The organism is Kitasatospora sp. NPDC048545, from assembly GCF_040651155.1.
Lineage (GTDB): Bacteria > Actinomycetota > Actinomycetes > Streptomycetales > Streptomycetaceae > Kitasatospora.
Genome location: NZ_JBEZIQ010000083.1, coordinates 1 through 16,558, shown reverse-complemented (window position 1 = coordinate 16,558; position 16,558 = coordinate 1). Strand labels below are relative to the sequence as shown.

General features: G+C 71.2%; 18 protein-coding genes and 1 pseudogene. 10 read left to right on the top strand and 9 right to left on the bottom strand.

Annotated elements, in window-relative coordinates; all coding sequences use genetic code 11:
- Nucleotides 1-93 precede the first annotated feature (93 nt).
- From AB0D10_RS42545 to AB0D10_RS42505, 9 genes are all read right to left on the bottom strand, one after another.
- Nucleotides 94-2,616, bottom strand: a complete 2,523-nt coding sequence (locus tag AB0D10_RS42545; RefSeq protein ID WP_360267246.1) for an FtsK/SpoIIIE domain-containing protein — start codon at nucleotides 2,614-2,616, stop codon at nucleotides 94-96.
- Between the two features lie 148 nt (nucleotides 2,617-2,764).
- Nucleotides 2,765-3,283 carry a hypothetical protein gene (locus AB0D10_RS42540; protein WP_360267244.1) on the bottom strand — a complete coding sequence of 173 codons (519 nt, stop codon included), beginning with the start codon at nucleotides 3,281-3,283 and terminating at the stop codon, nucleotides 2,765-2,767.
- Nucleotides 3,284-3,296: 13 nt separating this feature from the next.
- Entirely contained in the window at nucleotides 3,297-3,785 is a 489-nt protein-coding gene (locus AB0D10_RS42535) for a hypothetical protein (protein ID WP_360267241.1), read from the bottom strand.
- 2 nt (nucleotides 3,786-3,787) lie between these two features.
- The gene (locus AB0D10_RS42530; RefSeq protein ID WP_360267239.1) at nucleotides 3,788-4,432 is read right to left on the bottom strand and encodes a hypothetical protein; all 645 of its coding nucleotides are present in this window, start codon (nucleotides 4,430-4,432) and stop codon (nucleotides 3,788-3,790) included.
- Entirely contained in the window at nucleotides 4,425-4,547 is a 123-nt protein-coding gene (locus AB0D10_RS42525) for a hypothetical protein (protein ID WP_360267236.1), read from the bottom strand. Before AB0D10_RS42525 ends, AB0D10_RS42530 begins: the two co-directional genes overlap by 8 nt.
- A gap of 129 nt (nucleotides 4,548-4,676) precedes the next feature.
- Nucleotides 4,677-5,267, bottom strand: coding sequence for a hypothetical protein (locus tag AB0D10_RS42520; protein ID WP_360267233.1), 591 nt, complete (start codon nucleotides 5,265-5,267; stop codon nucleotides 4,677-4,679).
- A gap of 343 nt (nucleotides 5,268-5,610) precedes the next feature.
- Nucleotides 5,611-5,895, bottom strand: a complete 285-nt coding sequence (locus tag AB0D10_RS42515) for a hypothetical protein (RefSeq protein WP_360267230.1) — start codon at nucleotides 5,893-5,895, stop codon at nucleotides 5,611-5,613.
- Nucleotides 5,895-6,053 (bottom strand): hypothetical protein, encoded by a 159-nt coding sequence (locus AB0D10_RS42510; RefSeq protein ID WP_360267227.1) that lies wholly within the window; start codon nucleotides 6,051-6,053, stop codon nucleotides 5,895-5,897. Before AB0D10_RS42510 ends, AB0D10_RS42515 begins: the two co-directional genes overlap by 1 nt.
- A 2-nt stretch (nucleotides 6,054-6,055) precedes the next feature.
- Entirely contained in the window at nucleotides 6,056-6,361 is a 306-nt protein-coding gene (locus AB0D10_RS42505; RefSeq protein WP_360267225.1) for a hypothetical protein, read from the bottom strand.
- Between the two features lie 190 nt (nucleotides 6,362-6,551).
- Here AB0D10_RS42505 and AB0D10_RS42500 point away from each other — a divergent pair, with 190 nt between their 5' ends.
- The 10 genes and pseudogenes from AB0D10_RS42500 to AB0D10_RS42455 all read left to right on the top strand — a co-directional run bounded on the left by AB0D10_RS42500 (nucleotide 6,552) and on the right by AB0D10_RS42455 (nucleotide 16,089).
- Complete coding sequence (locus tag AB0D10_RS42500) at nucleotides 6,552-6,884, top strand: GntR family transcriptional regulator (protein ID WP_360267222.1); 333 nt, start codon at nucleotides 6,552-6,554, stop codon at nucleotides 6,882-6,884.
- A gap of 190 nt (nucleotides 6,885-7,074) precedes the next feature.
- A complete protein-coding gene (locus AB0D10_RS42495; protein WP_360267219.1) occupies nucleotides 7,075-8,112 on the top strand; it encodes an AAA family ATPase in 1,038 nt (345 codons plus the stop codon).
- Nucleotides 8,109-9,308, top strand: a complete 1,200-nt coding sequence (locus AB0D10_RS42490) for an HAD-IA family hydrolase (RefSeq protein ID WP_360267216.1) — start codon at nucleotides 8,109-8,111, stop codon at nucleotides 9,306-9,308. Before AB0D10_RS42495 ends, AB0D10_RS42490 begins: the two co-directional genes overlap by 4 nt.
- Nucleotides 9,305-10,240, top strand: a complete 936-nt coding sequence (locus tag AB0D10_RS42485) for a DUF1932 domain-containing protein (protein WP_360267214.1) — start codon at nucleotides 9,305-9,307, stop codon at nucleotides 10,238-10,240. The genes AB0D10_RS42490 and AB0D10_RS42485 overlap by 4 nt, the downstream gene beginning before the upstream one ends.
- Before the next feature lie 472 nt (nucleotides 10,241-10,712).
- A complete protein-coding gene (locus AB0D10_RS42480) occupies nucleotides 10,713-12,164 on the top strand; it encodes a hypothetical protein (protein WP_360267212.1) in 1,452 nt (483 codons plus the stop codon).
- A 257-nt stretch (nucleotides 12,165-12,421) separates the two neighbouring features.
- The gene (locus AB0D10_RS42475) at nucleotides 12,422-13,030 is read left to right on the top strand and encodes a hypothetical protein (RefSeq protein ID WP_360267209.1); all 609 of its coding nucleotides are present in this window, start codon (nucleotides 12,422-12,424) and stop codon (nucleotides 13,028-13,030) included.
- Nucleotides 13,031-13,073: 43 nt separating this feature from the next.
- The gene (locus tag AB0D10_RS42470) at nucleotides 13,074-13,634 is read left to right on the top strand and encodes a hypothetical protein (protein ID WP_360267206.1); all 561 of its coding nucleotides are present in this window, start codon (nucleotides 13,074-13,076) and stop codon (nucleotides 13,632-13,634) included.
- Between the two features lie 560 nt (nucleotides 13,635-14,194).
- Nucleotides 14,195-14,755: a Uma2 family endonuclease gene (locus tag AB0D10_RS42465; RefSeq protein ID WP_360267203.1), complete on the top strand. Its 561-nt coding sequence runs from the start codon at nucleotides 14,195-14,197 to the stop codon at nucleotides 14,753-14,755.
- A 39-nt stretch (nucleotides 14,756-14,794) separates the two neighbouring features.
- Nucleotides 14,795-15,658, top strand: a pseudogene (locus AB0D10_RS42460) (serine/threonine-protein kinase); the annotation flags it as partial.
- Nucleotides 15,659-15,870: 212 nt separating this feature from the next.
- Nucleotides 15,871-16,089, top strand: coding sequence for a DnaJ C-terminal domain-containing protein (locus tag AB0D10_RS42455; RefSeq protein ID WP_360267297.1), 219 nt, complete (start codon nucleotides 15,871-15,873; stop codon nucleotides 16,087-16,089).
- The last annotated feature ends 469 nt before the right edge of the window (nucleotides 16,090-16,558 follow it).

Sequence of the window (16,558 nt, the reverse complement as noted above, 5' to 3'; positions counted from 1 at the left end):
ACCCCATACACGCAGGTCAGTGACCCCTACAGGCGCGGCATCCCAGACAGGCCGTCTGGGATGCCGCGTAGGGGTTGTGCGGGGTGCGGGTGGCTACCCTCGGTACCGCTCGATGGCGGTCTCCAGGGTCTCGGCGTAGTAGCCGAGGCCCGGCTTCTCGACGCCGGGGACGCGCAACTGGCCGCCGGCCTTGCGCTCGACGCCCACCTCCTTGAGGTAGCCGTTGAGCGCGATTCCGAGCTCTCGGGAGTCGGGGTAGCCGAGGGCCTGGGCGAGCGGTCCGGTGTGCATCCGGCCGCCGGCCGCGGCCACCTCCTGGTGCGCGCGGAGCAGCAGGACGGGCACGCCGTCCGGGTCGAACTCGGCCTCGTCGGGGTCGTCGTCCTCGCCGTCGGAGAGGTACACGTCCTCCTCCCATGCCTCGCCGTCAGCGCCGAGCTCGTCGTCCAGGCCGTCGCCGAACTCCTCGTCCGGGTCGGCCGGAGAGGCCGGTGCCGGTGACGGAGCGTGTCCGGGCGGCGGGGTGCCGCAGCCCTTGCTGCGCATCGCGGCTTCGATCGGGTCGGCCCACTGGCCGCGCAGTCGGCCGGCCGCGGTGCGGATGCGGGTGATCTTCTCGATCATCCGGATCATGTCCGTGCCGTCGATCCACAGCGAGCGGATGCGGCGGTAGCGGTCGGCGAGCAGGATGCCCATGCCGCGGATCGAGGGGTCGAGCAGCGAGGCGTCCCAGCCGGACTTCGCCGCGCTCTGGGACAGGGCCATGTTGGACTCGGTCGTCTCGGTCACCCGCATGCACCACTTCCAGGTGATGTTGCCGGTGGCCTCGCGGGGCAGGACGCCGTCGGCGCCCTTGGTGACGACCTGGGTGGCGATCACCAGGATGATCCCGAAGGCCAGGCCCCGGGCGGCGAGCGAGGCCAGCGCGGACCGGATCGCCGGACCGTGCTTCCTGTCGCTGGTGACGGCGGCGGCCTCGTCGACGACCACCAGCTCCAGGCCGCCAAGCAGCGGGATCAGCGCGGGGTCGTCGATCTGCTCCATGCCGTGGGCCTTGACGATCGCGGCCCGGCGGGCCATGTCGGCGACCAGGGCCTCCAGCATGATGCGGGTGCGCTTGGCTCCCTTGGTGCCGGGCTCGTCGACGAACGACGCGGCAAGGTGGCGCCAGCGGTCCTGACCGGGAGCCTTGCCGTCGACCAGGCGCAGGTTGACCCGCAGGTCCAGCAGCGCGCCGGCGATGATGGCGCGCAGCGCCGCGCCCTTGCCGGAGCGGGAGGCGCCGCCGATGGCGAGGCTGGTGTCCTTGAGGATCAGGTTGACCAGGTCGCCGAAAGCGTCGAACGCCACCGGGATGCCGTCCTCCCAGACGTCCAGGGACTCGACGTCGGCCAGCGGGGAGGGCCTGGGCTCGGTGAACGGGTCCTCGGCGAAGGCGGCGACCGCGATCGTCTTGGCGTTGCCTCCGGCGGAGGCGTGCACCGGGTCCATGAAGAACCTCGCGCGGTCCAGGCCCATTTCCCCGGCGATCCGGCCGAGCTTGGGCAGGACGGTCTCCACCGTCATCCCGTCGCCCTTGGGCAGGACGACGTGCGCCATCCACCCGTTGGCCAGGCGGGTGATCGAGTCGGGCCGGGCCAGGCGCAGCGGGCCTTCGGTGATCGCCCCGGCCGAGAGCATCGCCTCGGTGAGCTGGTCCGTCTCCTCGCACTCCAGCGCCTGCGGATCCGGGCCGGCGGGGCCGGTCGGCGGGGCGAAGTCGGGCGCCGAGGTCCAGGTGGCGGTGAAGCCCGGGGCCGCGGCCGGCGCGGCCGGCTTGGTGAAGCTGGGCGCGGCCGGTCCGGCCGGACCGGTACCGGGGGCGGTCGGTGTGCCGGGGGCGGCGGGGGCCTTGTAGTCGATCTCGGGGACCTCCGGCGGGGCGGAGCGCCAGCCGGTGAAGCGCCCCTTGCCCCAGGCGATGACGGCCAGCCCGGCGGCCATCGCGGAGAGCAGGACCGGGCTGCCGATCTGCAGGATGCCCCACCCGGCCGCGACGCCCAGCGCGATGGAGCGCCAGCGGCGGCGGTTCGCCATCCGGCGGCGGTGGGCGGCCAGCTCGGCCTGGGTGGGATCGCGGTGCCCGGTGTACGGCTGGAGCTCTATCTGCCGGATGCGCTCGCGCCAGGCCATCGCCTCGGAGCGCAGCGCCTCGGCGGCCTTGCCGACCCGCTTGTGCTCGCCCGGGTCGACGTCCTCGCCGGTGCCCTCGGCCTGCCGCTCGTCGGCGGCCTTCTCCAGGGCCTCGGCCTTCTCGGTCAGGCGCTGCGCCTCGCGCTTCTGTTCCTGCTGCCAGGTGGCGTAGCGGTCGTTGAGGAAGTCGGCGCGGACGTGGGCGTCGGTGATCAGCGCGGAGTTGAACCAGGCGCCGCGCTCGGTGCGCAGCACGCGGGCGCCCTCGCGGACGGCGGTGGCCTCGCGGGTCGCGGCGGCGCTGAGGAAGGTGGCGATCCGGACGGGCAGGCGGGGCTGGTCGGGGCCGGCCTGGCTGTCGTCGGTGGGCTGGGAGGTGGTGGGCTCGTCTTCGTCGACGAACTCGGCGTCGATGATGATGCGCTCGGGCGGGTAGGTGGTCATGGTGCTGCCTCCAGGGCGCGGTGCGGGCAGGGGTTGGCCGGGGGCCGGGCGGTCGCGGCCGTCCGCACGCAGCCCGGGGCCGGCCGCGTGGGGCGGCCGGGACGGGGTGGGTGCGGGCGACCGGTGGCGTCCGGAGACGCGGCGCGGGTCAGCCGACGGCGCCGAGGAGCTGCGCGCCGAGGTTGTTGACGGCCGGGATGACGCTGACCGCGACGGCGCCGCCGAGGACGGCGGAGATGCCGAGCAGGACGCCGGCGACGATGCCGCGCTTGGCGAGCTTCTTCTCGCTGGCGTTGATCGCCTTCCACACGCCGAAGATGGCGACGGTGACCAGGAAGAGGATGATGTTGCCCTCGGCGGACAGCTCGACCGGAGTCGCGCGGACGGCCCGGGTGGTGTTGCCGCCGGCCAGGCCCCAGAGCGCCAGGCTTCCGGCGCCGTTGCCGAACCAGGTGATCAGCCCGGCGCCGAAGCCGATCAGGCCGCCGGTGCACATCGAGGCGAGGCCGCCGTAGGCGATGCCGCTGGCGAAGGGGATCAGGGTCTTCCAGTCCTTCTTCTTGGCCTTGAAGTTCGCCTTGACCCAGCCGGTGGCGAAGTGAATGGGGATGGCGAGGCCGATGGCCAGGCCGCCGGCGGTCAGGGCGGTGGTGGGCAGGTTGAGCACGGTGACCTCCAGGTCAGGCGTGGACGGCGGCCAGGACCTGGTCGCCGAGGGCGTTGATGGCGGGGATGAGCGTGAGGGCGGCCAGGCCGGAGATGCCGCCGGCCAGACCGAGGGCAGAGCCGGAGAAGGCGCCGGCCGCGATCTGGCGGCGCAGCTGGTTGTCGCAGCAGCGCCAGGCCAGGACGGTGACGAACAGAAGGAGCGTGGTGGCGACGCCGCCGCCGATGGTCATGCCGGACGGTCCGGCCTGGGCGATCAGGCCGGTGTGGGCGCCGGTCACCTTGTTGCCGAGCGGGTTGGCCGCGTCGGTGGTCAGGTGGCGGGCGGCGAAGCCGAGCACGCCGCCCACGCACAGCGCGCTGAGCAGGCCGATCGTCAGGCCGCCGATCAGCGCGGTGAGGCCCGGCAGCTGGTGGCCGCGGCGCCACCAGCGCAAGGCTGTGAGGGCGAGGACGGCGACGGCCAGGCCGAAGCCGCCGTAGGAGAGCTGGCTGGTCGTCACGGTCAGACCCCCGTGAAGAGGTAGCCGATGGTGTGCAGGCCGATCGGGGTGAGGAAGGCGCACCAGGCGACGTGGCAGGACAGCAGCCGCACCAGCCAGCCGCTGCGCCGCTGCTTCATGACGGCGAACAGCTCGCCGACGCCCGCCAGGACGGCCGCGGCGCAGTAGACGCCGTACTTGTCGGCGTCCAGGTGCGCGGTGACCGGGACCAGGAGCAGGCCGCACACGGCGGCGGTGCCGTTCCAGGCCGGGCGCAGCCGGGCCAGCGAGAAGTGAGCCGGCGCCACCGGTTCGACCGGGGCGGCCGGGTAGTAGTGGTGGTTGTTCGTCACGTAGGTGACGGGCGCGGGCGTCACGTACACCGGAGCCGGGGCGGTCGCGGTCGCCAGGCCACCGCCTCCGCCTCCGGGCCTGCGCCACCACTCGTGCGGCTCCGGCAGGCCCGGTGCGCCGGAGGCCGGCGGCGGGGGCGGGGGAGCAGCGGGCGGCTGCGCTGGGGGCGGCGGAGTCTCGTGGCGCGGCGGCGGCAGGAACCCGTCCGGCACGCCGACGGTCGGCGGATCCGACGGCGGCGGGGGCTGCGTGGTGCCGCTGTCGCGCTCGCCGGCGAGGACGACGCGGGTGGGCTCGATCGGCTGATCAGCCATCGGTTTCCTCCTGTTCGGTCTGCGGGGCGGAGTGGTTCTGGTAGGCCTCGGCGATCAGCACCAGCAGGCTCGTGATCGCGGAGACGGCGAAGAAGCTGAAGAAGAACTGGTCCATGACGACCTCCCGTAAGGGGTCTGGGGATGGTGGTGCGGCGGGCGCCGGACCGGTCGTGCTGGCCAGGGCGCGGTGGATGAGGCGGGGCCCGGGGCGGGCGACGGGTGGAGCTGGCAGTGCGGCGGCGGGCTAGTCCCGGACGCGGGCGGGGCCGGAGAGGGCCCGCGCGGTCTCGCTCCAGCGGGGGCCGTTGCGCCAGGGCGACCACGTCTTGACCTGCTCGCGCTCGTGGCGGCTCCAGGCGTCCAGCGGGTCGTCGCCGAAGGCGGCGAGCTCGGCGGCGGTGTACTCCTCCAGGGCAAGCTCGCGGGCCCGCTCGCGCCGGTCGGCCTTCGCGGCGACCCGGACCCGGGCGGTGGTCGCGGCCTCCTGCGCGGCTTCGGCGGCGGCCTCGTTGGCGATCTCCGCCTCCAGCTCCGCGAAGTCGTCGCCGACCTCGGCCGGCAGGACCACCTCGATCGAGGCGTCGGTGCGCACGATCGCGTCGGCACCCTGGGCCAGCAGACGGCGGCGGGTCTCGCTGCCGTCGAGGTCGCTCTCCAACCACATCGCGGCGTCGGTGCCGGTCAGCGCCGCGACCTCGGCGGCGAACCGCTCCGCCGCGCTGGCCCAGGACTGCGGGGCGGTCGTGGTGGTGACGCGGACGATGTGCCGGGCGAGCGCAGCGGCGCCGCTGGTCGGGGCGGCGGCCGGGCGGCGGCCGGTCAGCGTGCGGGACATGGCGGTACCTCCTGGATCGGTGGAGCGGGGAACGTGGCTGGTGGTGGGCCCTGGCGGGGCCCGCCGCACCACTCCCGGCGCCGTCCCGACATGGGCATGCCAGGACGGTTCCGAGAGGCAGGCGGCGGGAGGCCGTGCTGCTGCGAGAGGGGAAGGGAGAGGAGGGGGTTACTTACCGGATCCGCCAGCCTTCGCCGCGTCGCGGCGGGCCTGGTCCTCGCGCGCCCGGCGCAGAGCCTCGTCGGCCTGGTTGGAGAGGATCACCGGCCGCCTCCCTTGGGGGCGGGGGCCTTCTTGTCCTTGCCGTCGCCGTTGGCGAAGGCGCGACAGAGGGAGTCGATCGTCACTGCGCGCCCCCGTCCTCGCGGTACGGGCGGCCGAAGTTGCGGACGACGTGCGTCTGGTCGGACTGCGCGTACGGGTCGGGCGAGACCACCCGCCGCCCGTGCCGGTCCGTGCTGGCCTCCGGGAGCGAGACCTGCGCCTCACGGTGGTGACGCCGCGCCGTCTCCTCGTCGTAGGTGTGCCAGCCGCCCGAGGACATCCCGCTGCTGCGGGTGCTCGTGCCGGCCGAGTCGGAGCTGGAGGAGGTGCTGGAGCCGAAGCCCAGTCGGGAGAGGAAGCCCATCAGGACTGCCCTCCCGCCCGCTGCGCCATCTGCAGGCGCAGCTGCTCCGCCGTTTGGTGGGCTCGCTCGGCGGCCTCGGCTGCCTCGCGGGCCGACCGCAGGTTGGCCTCGGTCATCGCCTGCAGCGCGGCGACGTTGTCGATGTCGAGTGGCTGCATGGTCAGCACCCCGCCATCTGCGGCCGCAGGCCGTCGATGAACTCGGTGACGGCGTTCTGCACGAACCAGGAGAGGTGCGACCAGGTGGTGCGCCCGGCGGTGGCCGCGTGGCGCTCGGCCATCTCCCAGACGCGGGTGACGAGCTCCATCACGATGCCCTCGCCGGCCTTCGGGTCGACGGGCGCGAGGTCGCGCACCACCAGGGCAAGCACCTTGCCCTCGTACTGCGACTGCAGATCGGCGATGCCGGTCTGCTTCTTGGCGACAGGGCTGCGCCCAGCCCCCAGCGAATCGGTCATGATGTTCATGCGGATCACTCCCACGAGAGTCGATTCGAAGTGGTCCCAGGCCGGTGTAGCGAGCACCGGCCTGGGGCCCTTTGCGTTCTCGGCCCCTTCGGGCCTTGTCGGCTTAGCTAACTTAGCTGGTACAGTTTTGCTGTGTCAACTAGGTCGATTAAGCTATTCATGTCAGGAAGGCGGCTCTACGATGTGGCTCATGACAGATCAGTTCGGCCAGCCCTACCAGCGGATCGTCCAGGACGTGCTGGACCAGATCCGTCTAGGGCGGCTCAAGCCAGGAGACAAGCTGCCCAGCACCCGAGAGCTTGCTGCTCACTACGACGTAGCGCCCGGCACTGTGCAGCGAGCCCTCTCCGAACTTCGGAGCACCAAGGCGATCTACTCCCAGCAGGGGCTCGGGTCGTTCGTTCGTCAGTCGGATGCCGACACTGCTCCAGCTCCCGCGAGCATCGAGACCTTGGCCCAGCAGCTCGCCGAGCTGACTAGCCGCGTCGAGATGCTTGAGAGGCAAAAGTCGCAGCAAGACTGACCCGGGTGCCGTCCGATTCACCACTGCTCCCACCTCCTGTGTCGAGTCCGTCCTGACATGACTGATCACAGCTGGTTGAGCGTCAGATCAACATCGCATCCGCATCATGAGATCCGTGAACGTGCAGCTCAACGCGTTTTCAACATCCGCATCAACATGGGATTCGGCGCCATGCTCATAGGCTCCGAGCATGGCGAATACACAGGCGGGGGACATGGCGAAGAACCGGCTCGGGTGGCGCCCCGAGAAGCTGAGGGAACAGCGTGAGGCCCACGGCCTGACGCTGGAGCAGGCCGGCGAACGGCTGCGCGACGTCGCGGAGAAGGCCGGCCTGAAGGGGATCCCGGCTGCATACCCGCAGACGCTCAGCCAGCACGAGCAGGGCGACGTGTACCCGGGCCCGCACTACCGACGGGCGTACTGCCTGCTGTACCGGGCGACCGAACCCCAGCTGGGCTTCCGCAGTGCCCTGCCAGGCGAGGGCAGCCGGTTCGAGCTAACGCCGTTGGACGACAAGCTCACCGGGAACCACGTCCTTGCCGTCGAACGGGCGCTGCTCCAGATCTCGGCGGGATCCGCCGAAGCGGACAGCTACGGGCTGCAGCGGCGGATCATGGACGCATGGAAGCGCCGGCACACGGGAGGAGACCCGCACCGCCCGGTCGTCATCCTGGTCGGGGGATTCGCTGGCAGCGGCAAGACAGAGTTCGCCCGATTCCTGACTCAACTGACCGGCTGGCCGTTGCTGGACAAGGACCCACTCACCCGACCGCTCGTCGAGCAGCTCCTGGTCGCCCTCGGCGGAGATCGGAACGATCGCCACACCCCGCTGTACCGCGAGCAGGTGCGCGCAGTCGAGTACGACTGCCTGATGCAGGCGGCCTACGCCAACATCAACTGCGGGATCTCCAGCGTGCTGTCCGCCCCGTTCATCGCGGAGATGACCTCCGGGGAGTGGATGACCCGGCTCAGCAACCGGTGCAGGGCCCAGGGGGTAGATGTCTTCCCGATCTGGGTCCAGTGCGATCCGGAGTCGATGCGCGAGTACATCAGCTTCCGATCCGCGGCGCGCGACGCCTGGAAGCTCTCCCGGTGGGAGGAATACATGGCAACGGTCGACATCGACCTGCGCCCGGTGGTGCCGCACCTGCTGGTGGACAACCGGATGGGCTCGGCAATCTCACTGGCTGACCAAGCGCGGCACGCTCTCGCGGCGGTGCGCGCATGAATCGCCAGCGCGGAGTGATCCTCTACGGGCCTCCGGCCTCCGGCAAGGACACCGTGACGCGAGCGCTCTCCGAGCTAGACCCTGCCTTCGGCCTGTTCTCCCGGGTAAAGATCGGGCCCGGCCGGTCCGCCGGATACCGGATGGGCACCCCAGAGCAGCTGGCCGAGTTGCGTGCCACAGCGGGTGCCGTGGTCTACGAGAACTCAAGGTACGACAGCACCTACGTGACGGACCGGCCGGGGTTGGACGCGGCGTTTGAGGCCGGGGTGCCGGTGATGCATCTGGGGCAGGTCGACGGGGTGCGGGCGGTGCTGGACGGCTACCCGGCGGACTGGCTGACCGTGCTGTTGTGGTGCCCGAAGGAGTCGACCGCTGGCCGGTCGGCGGGTCGGGGCGACGCGGACACCCCCGCGCGCCTGGCTGCCTGGGATGCCACGAAGGCGGACTTGGACGCCAACCCGGGCTTCCGGTTTGACTTGGTGGTCCGCACTGACGCCGTCTCGCCCGAGCAGGCCGCCGAGCGGATCCGCCAGGCGCTCGCCGAGCGCAAGCAGCAGCTGGTGCTGTTGGACTTCGACGACACTCTGATCGACCGCCTCACTGCGGTGACCGCCTGGATCTCCGGGTACTGCGCCGAGCACGGCCTGGCGCCGGAGGCTGAGCAGCGGATGCTCGGCGCCATGCAGATCCGCGCGGACCTGCGCACGTTCGAGGATCTGTGTGCCGAGGTGGTCCTGCCCGAGTCGGCCGACGAGCTGTGGGCCCGCTACAACTCAGAGCTCCCGGCGATTGTCCAGCCGTACCCCGGCGTGCTGGACGCACTGGACGCGGCCCGAACCGATGGGTGGCAGGTCGTCGTCGTCACCAACGGCGGCGGCGAGATCCAGCGCGCCAAGCTGAAGTCGAGCGGTGTCGGCGACCTGGTCGACGCGGTGTGCATCTCCGAAGAGGCCGGCGCCCGCAAGCCGGACCGGCTGATCTTCGAGACGGCGGCCGCAAGCGTGGGGCGGAGCCTCGCGCAGGGTGGCTGGATGGTCGGAGACAACGCCGAGCTGGACGTGGTCGGCGGCCGCGAGGCCGGGCTGCGCACTGTCTGGGTCTCCCACGGTCGACCTTGGCCGGGCGGTGTGGAGCCTGACTACATCGCTCGGGATGTCCTGGACGCCCTGGACCATGTGCGTGGTGGTGGTCGATGACGGACGGTCAGGTCGTGCTCGGGGTCCTGCACCCCGGCAGCATGGGCGCGGCAGTTGCGGCCTGCGCAGTGTCTGCCGGAGCTCATGTGCTGTGGTGCTCGGCAGGGCGCAGCAGCACCACGTCGGCGCGCGCCGGGCAGTTCGGCCTGGAGCCGGTGGCCGAGCTGTCCAAGCTGCTGGCGCGGGCGGAGGTGGTGCTGAGTCTTTGCCCGCCGGCTGCGGCTGAGGACGTCGCGGCCGAGGTGGCGAGCCACGGGTTCGGCGGGCTGTACGTGGAAGGCAATGCGATCAGCCCGGAGCGGTCGGCCCGCATTGCCGAGGTGCTGAGCGGCTCTGCTCGCGCGGTGGTCGACGGGGCGGTGATCGGCTCGCCCCCGGTCGGGTCGAAGCGCACCCGCCTCTACCTGTCGGGCCCAACCGAGGAGACCGCCCTGGTAGGGCGGATCTTTGCTGGCACCGCAGTGTCCACGCCTGTCCTGGGCGAGGAGATCGGGCAGGCCAGCGCACTGAAGCTCTCGTACACCGCCTACCAGAAGGCGAGCAGGGTGCTCGCGGCGCTGTCGTATGGGCTGGCCGAGCATCACGGTGTCGGCCAAGAACTGCTCGACGTCGCGAGCGCTCGATCCGGCAGCTACCTGGTCGAGACGGACTACATCGCGAAGACCGCGAAGCGGGCCTGGAGATGGGCACCAGAGATGGAGGAAGCCGGAGACTCCCTGCGGGCCGCAGGACTGCCCGACGAGCTGATGCGCGCCGCGGCTTCCACGCTTGGGCGGTGGGAGACAGCCAGAGATCAGTCGTTGACGGTGGAGCAGGCCCTCGAAGTACTCACCGGAGCGCGAACTCTGTCCACAGGCCAGCCGCCACATCCTGCATCTGGCGGACACGCCCGACTCGTTCAGCGTGGGGAGCCCAACACTCCCGGAAGCTAGGCTCGATCGGTGCCCGGTAACGGGCGCACCAACACTTGAAAACGCGAAAGCGGCCCCATAATCCGCCAAGATCCTGGGCCGCTCTCGTCAACCTACATATGCAGCTGTTGCCGGTCCGACGGTACCAGTCGTACCCGCGCGTGGGCGAGAGACACCTGTCTCCTCGCCCGGCCGGGGGACACCCGGTGCCGACGGACTGGCGACAGCGGGAAAGAGAGCATCCCCTGAGCACCGCCGTTCTACGGCGCAGCCGTGTCACTCCGGCCGCCGTCACTTCATCCTTCTCGGGTGCGGGCACGCATCTGTTCATCCGTGACGCACGTCACGCGGTCCTGGGTCACACGGACCCCGGATTTCGGGCCTCTATGGGCATGACGCAGCACACCCATGTCCAGACCCATCCCAGCTACCCCCCGGCCGCCGTCCAGGCCGGGCTGCTCCTGGTTGCCGTTACCGGTTCGGCGGTGGCCCTGTGAGCCTGGAGAAGCCGAAGCTCGCCGAGGTCGTCATCCCCGCGTGGATGGCGAAGCTGCTGGAGCAGGTCCGTGAGGCCGAGCAGGAGGAGGGGACGTTCGAGATCGAGGCTGAGGACGAGCTCCCGTTCGCCCAGCTCGGTTCCTGGGTGGCGCTGTCCGGCGTTAGTCCGCGGGCGATGGCTCTGTACTGGTTCATGGCGATGCACCTGAACCTCAAGCGGGGGGACCGGTACGTCTGGCCGTCGAAGGACGCCCTGGCGTACCTGATGCAGTACTCGCGGGGCGACAAGATCGACCCGTTCCTGAAGGAGCTGGTGGCGATCGGCGCGGTGGTCGTGGTCTCGGTGCCGGACAGCAGTGGTCCGCAGAAGCGCAACGTCTACCGGCTGCGCCGCAACCCGCCGCCCGGCTACTGCACCGGCCCGCTGACCCTCGGCGAGTTCTACGCGACGCTTGGCCCGGTGCTGGAGGCCGAGCGGACCACCGCTGCGGCTGCTCACGCAGTTAATTCCAACAAAACCGCAGGTCAGGCCGCTTCTCCCGAAATGGGGGGACAGGATGGTCCGACTGAGGGCCAGAGTCCCCCGGGCGTTAAATCCAACAAAACCGCAGGTCAGGGCGTACACCCCGAAACGGGGGGAGACGTGACCCCCGTTTCGGGGGTACACGTGACCCCCGAAACGGGGGGTGTAACTACAGCAACCACTAACAACACGAATGACGCTGCGCCCGTTGGGCGCGTTAGCGCCCCTGACGCCCGTAGGGCATCTACAGGTAGTAGCGCGCGCGCGACGCGAAGCGGCTCCGCCGCGCCCCGAAAGACAAACCCCGCCCGGATGGACAAGCGCACCGCTGCCGGGTTCAGGACCGTGGTGGGCGCCCTGCCCGCCGACCTGCGCCAGCTCGCCGAGCGCCCGCTGCCCGTCAAGGTGCCGGCCAAACCGCTCGGCGATCTGATCCGCGAGCAGCTGCACGAGCGCACACCGGAGCAGCTGGTGGAGCGGATCGAGCGACGGTGGGTCCAGCACCGCTGGCAGGAGAAGTGCAACAGCGAGAGGGCGGGTGAGGCCTTGCGCTCCGGTGTTGGCATCGCGGTGGAACTGCTGAAGGCGCCGGAGTGCCCGTATCCGCGGTGCGAGGACGGCACGGACGTCGACACGAAGGCGCCGTGCCGGGCCTGCCCGGAGCGGCGGGCGGAAGTCCGCCGCTCCCGGGGCACAGGCGGCGGTGAAATCCCGAGGCAGGCCGCCGGACAGGGCGAGGGACCGGTGAAGTGGTGGTGCGTCACCGACGGCTGCGGCTACAACTCGTACGGCGCGGGGTCGGCTGACGGCCTGTGCCACGACTGCCGCACCGAGCAGGAGCTCGGGCCGATCGATCCGGCCGAGCTCGCGGAGGCGGCGCGGGCCTTCGCGAAGGCGGGGTTCCTGTCTGACCGCGCCTGCTGACAGGCGCGAGAAACGCCCTGAGCCCTCAGATCGATCAACGACCCACGCCGCGTCCGATCCTGTGGCGGGGATGTTGATCGTCCCGCAGAAAACGATCTAGAGCCTCGCCCCTCCGTGCGGCGGGCGAGAGAACGGAGAGGCCCCACCATGAGCCCCGATCCGATCGACGTGGCCGCCGCGTCCCTGCCCGTGTCGACCGCCGCGGCCTACCAGCTGGCATGCGTCCGGAAGCCACAGCCTGGTTCGCCGCCGACGCTGTGACCAGCACCGATGAGCTGGTCAAGGCACTGATCTCCCCCTGGGCCCTCCACACCCCCGAGCAGGTGGGCGCCATCGCTGCGGCCCTGATCTCCATCGAGCATCACGTCGCCCGGGCCAAGAGCCACCTTCTCGACGTACTCGACGCGATGGAAGACCGCGGGGACGTCGCGGAGCTCGACCGGGCGTACGACGGCCCGGACGCGCCCGCAGCGATCGCTGCGGACCTGTTCAAACTGCAGCCGTCCCCGCGAACGGCCGACCGGCTGTTCACCAAGCTGTCGGCGGTACCAATGCAACGCCCAATGCCCGAGACGCTCGCCGAGGCGCTGCACCAGGTCGCCGGGTTCCTTGCCGACCTCGTTGTTCCGGGCAGCGCAACCGAGATCTTCGAAGAAGCCGACCACCCCCAGCACCAGGGCTTCCTCCAGCTCCGGCACGGCGGCCAGCTCTGGCGGCTGGGCTTCTACGACGAGGAGTGGTTCCTCGACAACTACCCGGACGAGCCCGCCGCGCACGTGGCGGTGGGGCGCTTGCCCCTGCTTGCTTCGCACCCCCTCAAGCTGGCCGAAGCAACCCGTGCCGTTCTGGCCGGGCTGGTGCCGTAGCCGCCCCACCACCACCCGCAACATCGCCCGGAAAGGAACGGGAGTGCACGCACACCTGGACATCGGCGGGCAGCCGATCGACAACATCCGGCTGCGCCGCGGCGACGTGTACGAGGACTGGGCTCCCGAGCGCGAACACCTGCCGGGCTGGGGCGCCCTGATCGAGGTGCCGGCCGTCCTGGAGATCCTGGACCGCGTCGTGGTCGGTCGGCTGGACGCTGCCCGCGCCCGCTGGCTCCTCGCCCGAATCGGCGAGGACGCCGCCCGCTACCAGCAGCCGCATGGGTGCGGGATCCCGGACTGTTCGGACGGCAAGCGCTGCCATGGCGAGTTCGAAGGAGACCGGCTGCGCGAAGTCCTGCGCCGCGAGCGCGTCGACGCCGCCCTCGCCGTCGAACCTGGACCGGCGCCGACCGTTCACCCCTGCACGCCCTGCGCCGACTGCTCGTCCTGTTCCTGCTACGACGGCGCACCCGGCCTGTGCCAGACCTGTCGGCTGATCCGCAGCGCCCGCGCCGGCGCCCGGCGAGACGCGGAGCGATGGAACACCGACCTCGCCAGCGGTCGCATCTACGCGCGCACGGAGCGCCGCCTGCACCGCTGAGACTGCCCCTCTCTCGGGACCGTAGACAACCGGCTCGCCCAGTTCGAGGAGCTCCTAGAAGCCACGGACGGCCGTGCCAGCTGGGCCCCCTGCCCGAGCTCTACAGCGCGGAGGAACTGAGCCGCCGGGGCGTACAGACCCAGCGCTGCGCGACCTGCGGTCCCGACCCGCTGTAGAGGAACCGGAACTCACGTGCGCCCGCGCGCAGGCTAGCCCGTCAGGGCCTCACCCACGTGGCGTCACCGGTGACGCCACCCCTCCTTCGTACGCCGGGGTGGTCGACCTGGCCAGGGTGCTGTGGTGCCCGGCCGGGCGCAGCGCCGCGACCATACGGCGCGCCGAGTAGGCCGGACTGGAACTGGTAGCCGAGCTGTCCGAGCAACGCCGTCCCGCTGCGCACCGCCCGCCAGCCGCAGCCGGCTCCCGCCCGCGGTGCTGCGTGATCCCCCGATCGTGACCGGCCTGCCAGGCCGGTCCGCCGTACGAATCCGTGAGCCGGTACCGTCCGAGGTCCCCGCCGGGGACAATGAGGGCAGGCACCGGAGGAGGTGAAGGAGACCGTGAGCGTTGCAGTCACCGAACACAGCGGGCCGTGGACCGTCGAGGACGTCCTGGCCCTGCCCGAAGACCCGCGCAACCGGATCGAGCTCGTCGGGGGAGCACTGCTGATGAGCCCGAGCCCTGGCGTCCCGCACCAGCGGGCCAGCCTCCGCTTCGCCATGCTCCTGAGCCTGGCCATCGACAACGCCGAAGCCCCGTTCGAGGCGCTGGAGGCCGTCAACGTCATCGTGCCCGACGGGCTGCTGATCCCGGACCTGGTGATCGCCGACGTCGCCGCGTCCGCCGAGGCGGGTACTACCCTCAGCGCCGACGACATCGTCGTGGCCATCGAGATCGCCTCGCCGTCCACCCGGGTCACTGACAAGAAGATGAAGCCGTCGCTGTACGCCGCGGCCGGCATCCCGCACTACTGGCGTATCGAACTCGACCCCGCCCCGCGCCTCTATCTCGGCCACCTCGAGCGCGGCATCTACATCGACCGCCTCGTCCAGGTCGGCGAGACCACCAAGCTCACCGACCCGTTCCCCCTCGACCTCGACCCGGCGCGGCTGCGCCGGTAGTCCCGCGCAGAACCGTGATGGCCGGACACCTCCAACGAGGTGTCCGGCCATCCGCGTTCGGGCGACCGTCCGGGTTTCCCCTCCCCGAGGCGGGTACATCCGCGTAGCGTGACCAACGGCTCGCACACACAGCGGCCGCTACCGGAAGGGGAGTTCGTGCAGGCGGGGACCGTGCTGGACGGGCGCTACGAGCTCGGCGAGCGGATCGGAGCGGGCGGCTTCGGACAGGTGTGGGAGGCGTACGACCCGAAGGTCGACCGCTGGGTCGCGGTCAAGATCCTGGTGGGAGGCGGCAGCCCCGACAGCAGCCACCAGGTCGCACGGTTCGCCCGCGAGGCCGCGGTCGCCGGCGGCCTGTCGCATCCGAGCATCGTCACCGTCCACGACTTCGGCTCCACCATCCTCGACGGCCGCCAAGTCGCCTACCTGGTAATGGAGCTGATCGACGGCGAGCCCCTCACCGCCACTCTGCAGCACGGGCCCCTCGGCCGCGCGGCGAACTTGAACATCGCCTACAGCGTCGCCGACGCCCTGGCCGCCGCCCACGACGCTGGCCTGGTCCACCGCGACATCAAGCCCGCCAACATCATGGTCCTCGACACCGAGTCCGCCGCCGCCTCGGCGAAGGTGGTCGATTTCGGCATCACCAAGAGCGCCGACCCCGAGCACCACATCACCGCCACCGGCGTCCTCATCGGCACCCCGGCCTACATGGCCCCCGAAGCGTTCAACGGCGCCCTCGACCACCGCTCCGACCTCTACGCCCTCGGCTGCGTCCTCCACGAAGCCCTCACCAGTACACCCCCGTTCACCGGCGGCAACTTCTGGAACCTCGCCCACCAGCACGCCACCCAGCCACCACCAGCCCTGCGAACGCTGCGCCCGGACGTCTACCCCGAACTCGAGGACCTGGTCGCCCGCCTGCTCGCCAAGAACCCGGACGATCGCCCCCAGGATGCCCACCAGGCCCGCACCACCATCAACGAGATCGGTGACCGCTACTACGGCCGCTACGCACCCCGGCGCGGCAAGGACTACCCGACCGAGGTCACGCTCAGCCGGGAGGAGGCCCGGAACGGCACCATTGTTCCCATCCGGGTCAGCTCCCGCACGACCTGCCCGGACTGCGCCGGCGACCCGAAGTACCGTGCCAGGGCTGGTGTCCGACGTGCCGCAGCTCCGGCCGCGGGTCCACGCAGGTCCGGGAGCACCAGATCCGAATCCCCGCCGGCGTCCGCGAAGGACAACGCCTACGGCTGCGGGGCCTGGGCTCCCCCGGCATCAACGGCGGTGAGCCCGGCGACCTGTACGCCACCGTGCACATCGAGCCCTGACCGACCCTCCCCTTCGCTCTTCCCCACCCCTGGAACGCTGGCCGCCTGCCCTGCCGACCAGGCCGGGAACGGGCGGCAACGACAGGACCGTTGCAGACCGCGGCCACGTAGGTAGCTGGGCGCGGCGTGCTCCGCCCCCGCACCCGTGGCCAGCGCCAAGGGCTGCGCTGGACCAGCCTCTGCCGCCTGCCCTGCGCCGCCGGATCCGTCGCCAGGGCCGTGGCCGGCCCCGCCGTCGGCCCGTCGCCGCACCGGTCACGCCGAAGACGGCGTGACACTGGGCAGTTGCCATCGAGCAGGCGGCCGACGCCGGTGCTGGGCGGAGCCACCTGCCGGTCCGGCCTGCATCGAGTACTTCGGCCTGCCCACCACTAAGCTTCTTGTTTAACCTCGCTGGTCACCCGACCTGCTGATCTGCGGTTCTTCCCGGGACAGCGGAGGCGGCCGTTCTCCACGCTTCGAGATGTCG

What these genes read in the sequence shown, in the direction of transcription:
- AB0D10_RS42495 (WP_360267219.1), top strand. Translation starts at nt 7,075, where the DNA reads ATGGCGAATACACAGGCGGGGGACATGGCGAAGAACCGGCTCGGGTGG.
- AB0D10_RS42490 (WP_360267216.1), top strand. Translation starts at nt 8,109, where the DNA reads ATGAATCGCCAGCGCGGAGTGATCCTCTACGGGCCTCCGGCCTCCGGC.
- AB0D10_RS42510 (WP_360267227.1), bottom strand. Translation starts at nt 6,053, where the DNA reads ATGCAGCCACTCGACATCGACAACGTCGCCGCGCTGCAGGCGATGACC.
- AB0D10_RS42520 (WP_360267233.1), bottom strand. Translation starts at nt 5,267, where the DNA reads ATGTCCCGCACGCTGACCGGCCGCCGCCCGGCCGCCGCCCCGACCAGC.
- AB0D10_RS42485 (WP_360267214.1), top strand. Translation starts at nt 9,305, where the DNA reads ATGACGGACGGTCAGGTCGTGCTCGGGGTCCTGCACCCCGGCAGCATG.
- AB0D10_RS42515 (WP_360267230.1), bottom strand. Translation starts at nt 5,895, where the DNA reads ATGGGCTTCCTCTCCCGACTGGGCTTCGGCTCCAGCACCTCCTCCAGC.
- AB0D10_RS42545 (WP_360267246.1), bottom strand. Translation starts at nt 2,616, where the DNA reads ATGACCACCTACCCGCCCGAGCGCATCATCATCGACGCCGAGTTCGTC.
- AB0D10_RS42505 (WP_360267225.1), bottom strand. Translation starts at nt 6,361, where the DNA reads ATGAACATCATGACCGATTCGCTGGGGGCTGGGCGCAGCCCTGTCGCC.
- AB0D10_RS42525 (WP_360267236.1), bottom strand. Translation starts at nt 4,547, where the DNA reads ATGGACCAGTTCTTCTTCAGCTTCTTCGCCGTCTCCGCGATCACGAGC.
- AB0D10_RS42530 (WP_360267239.1), bottom strand. Translation starts at nt 4,432, where the DNA reads ATGGCTGATCAGCCGATCGAGCCCACCCGCGTCGTCCTCGCCGGCGAG.
- AB0D10_RS42500 (WP_360267222.1), top strand. Translation starts at nt 6,552, where the DNA reads ATGACAGATCAGTTCGGCCAGCCCTACCAGCGGATCGTCCAGGACGTG.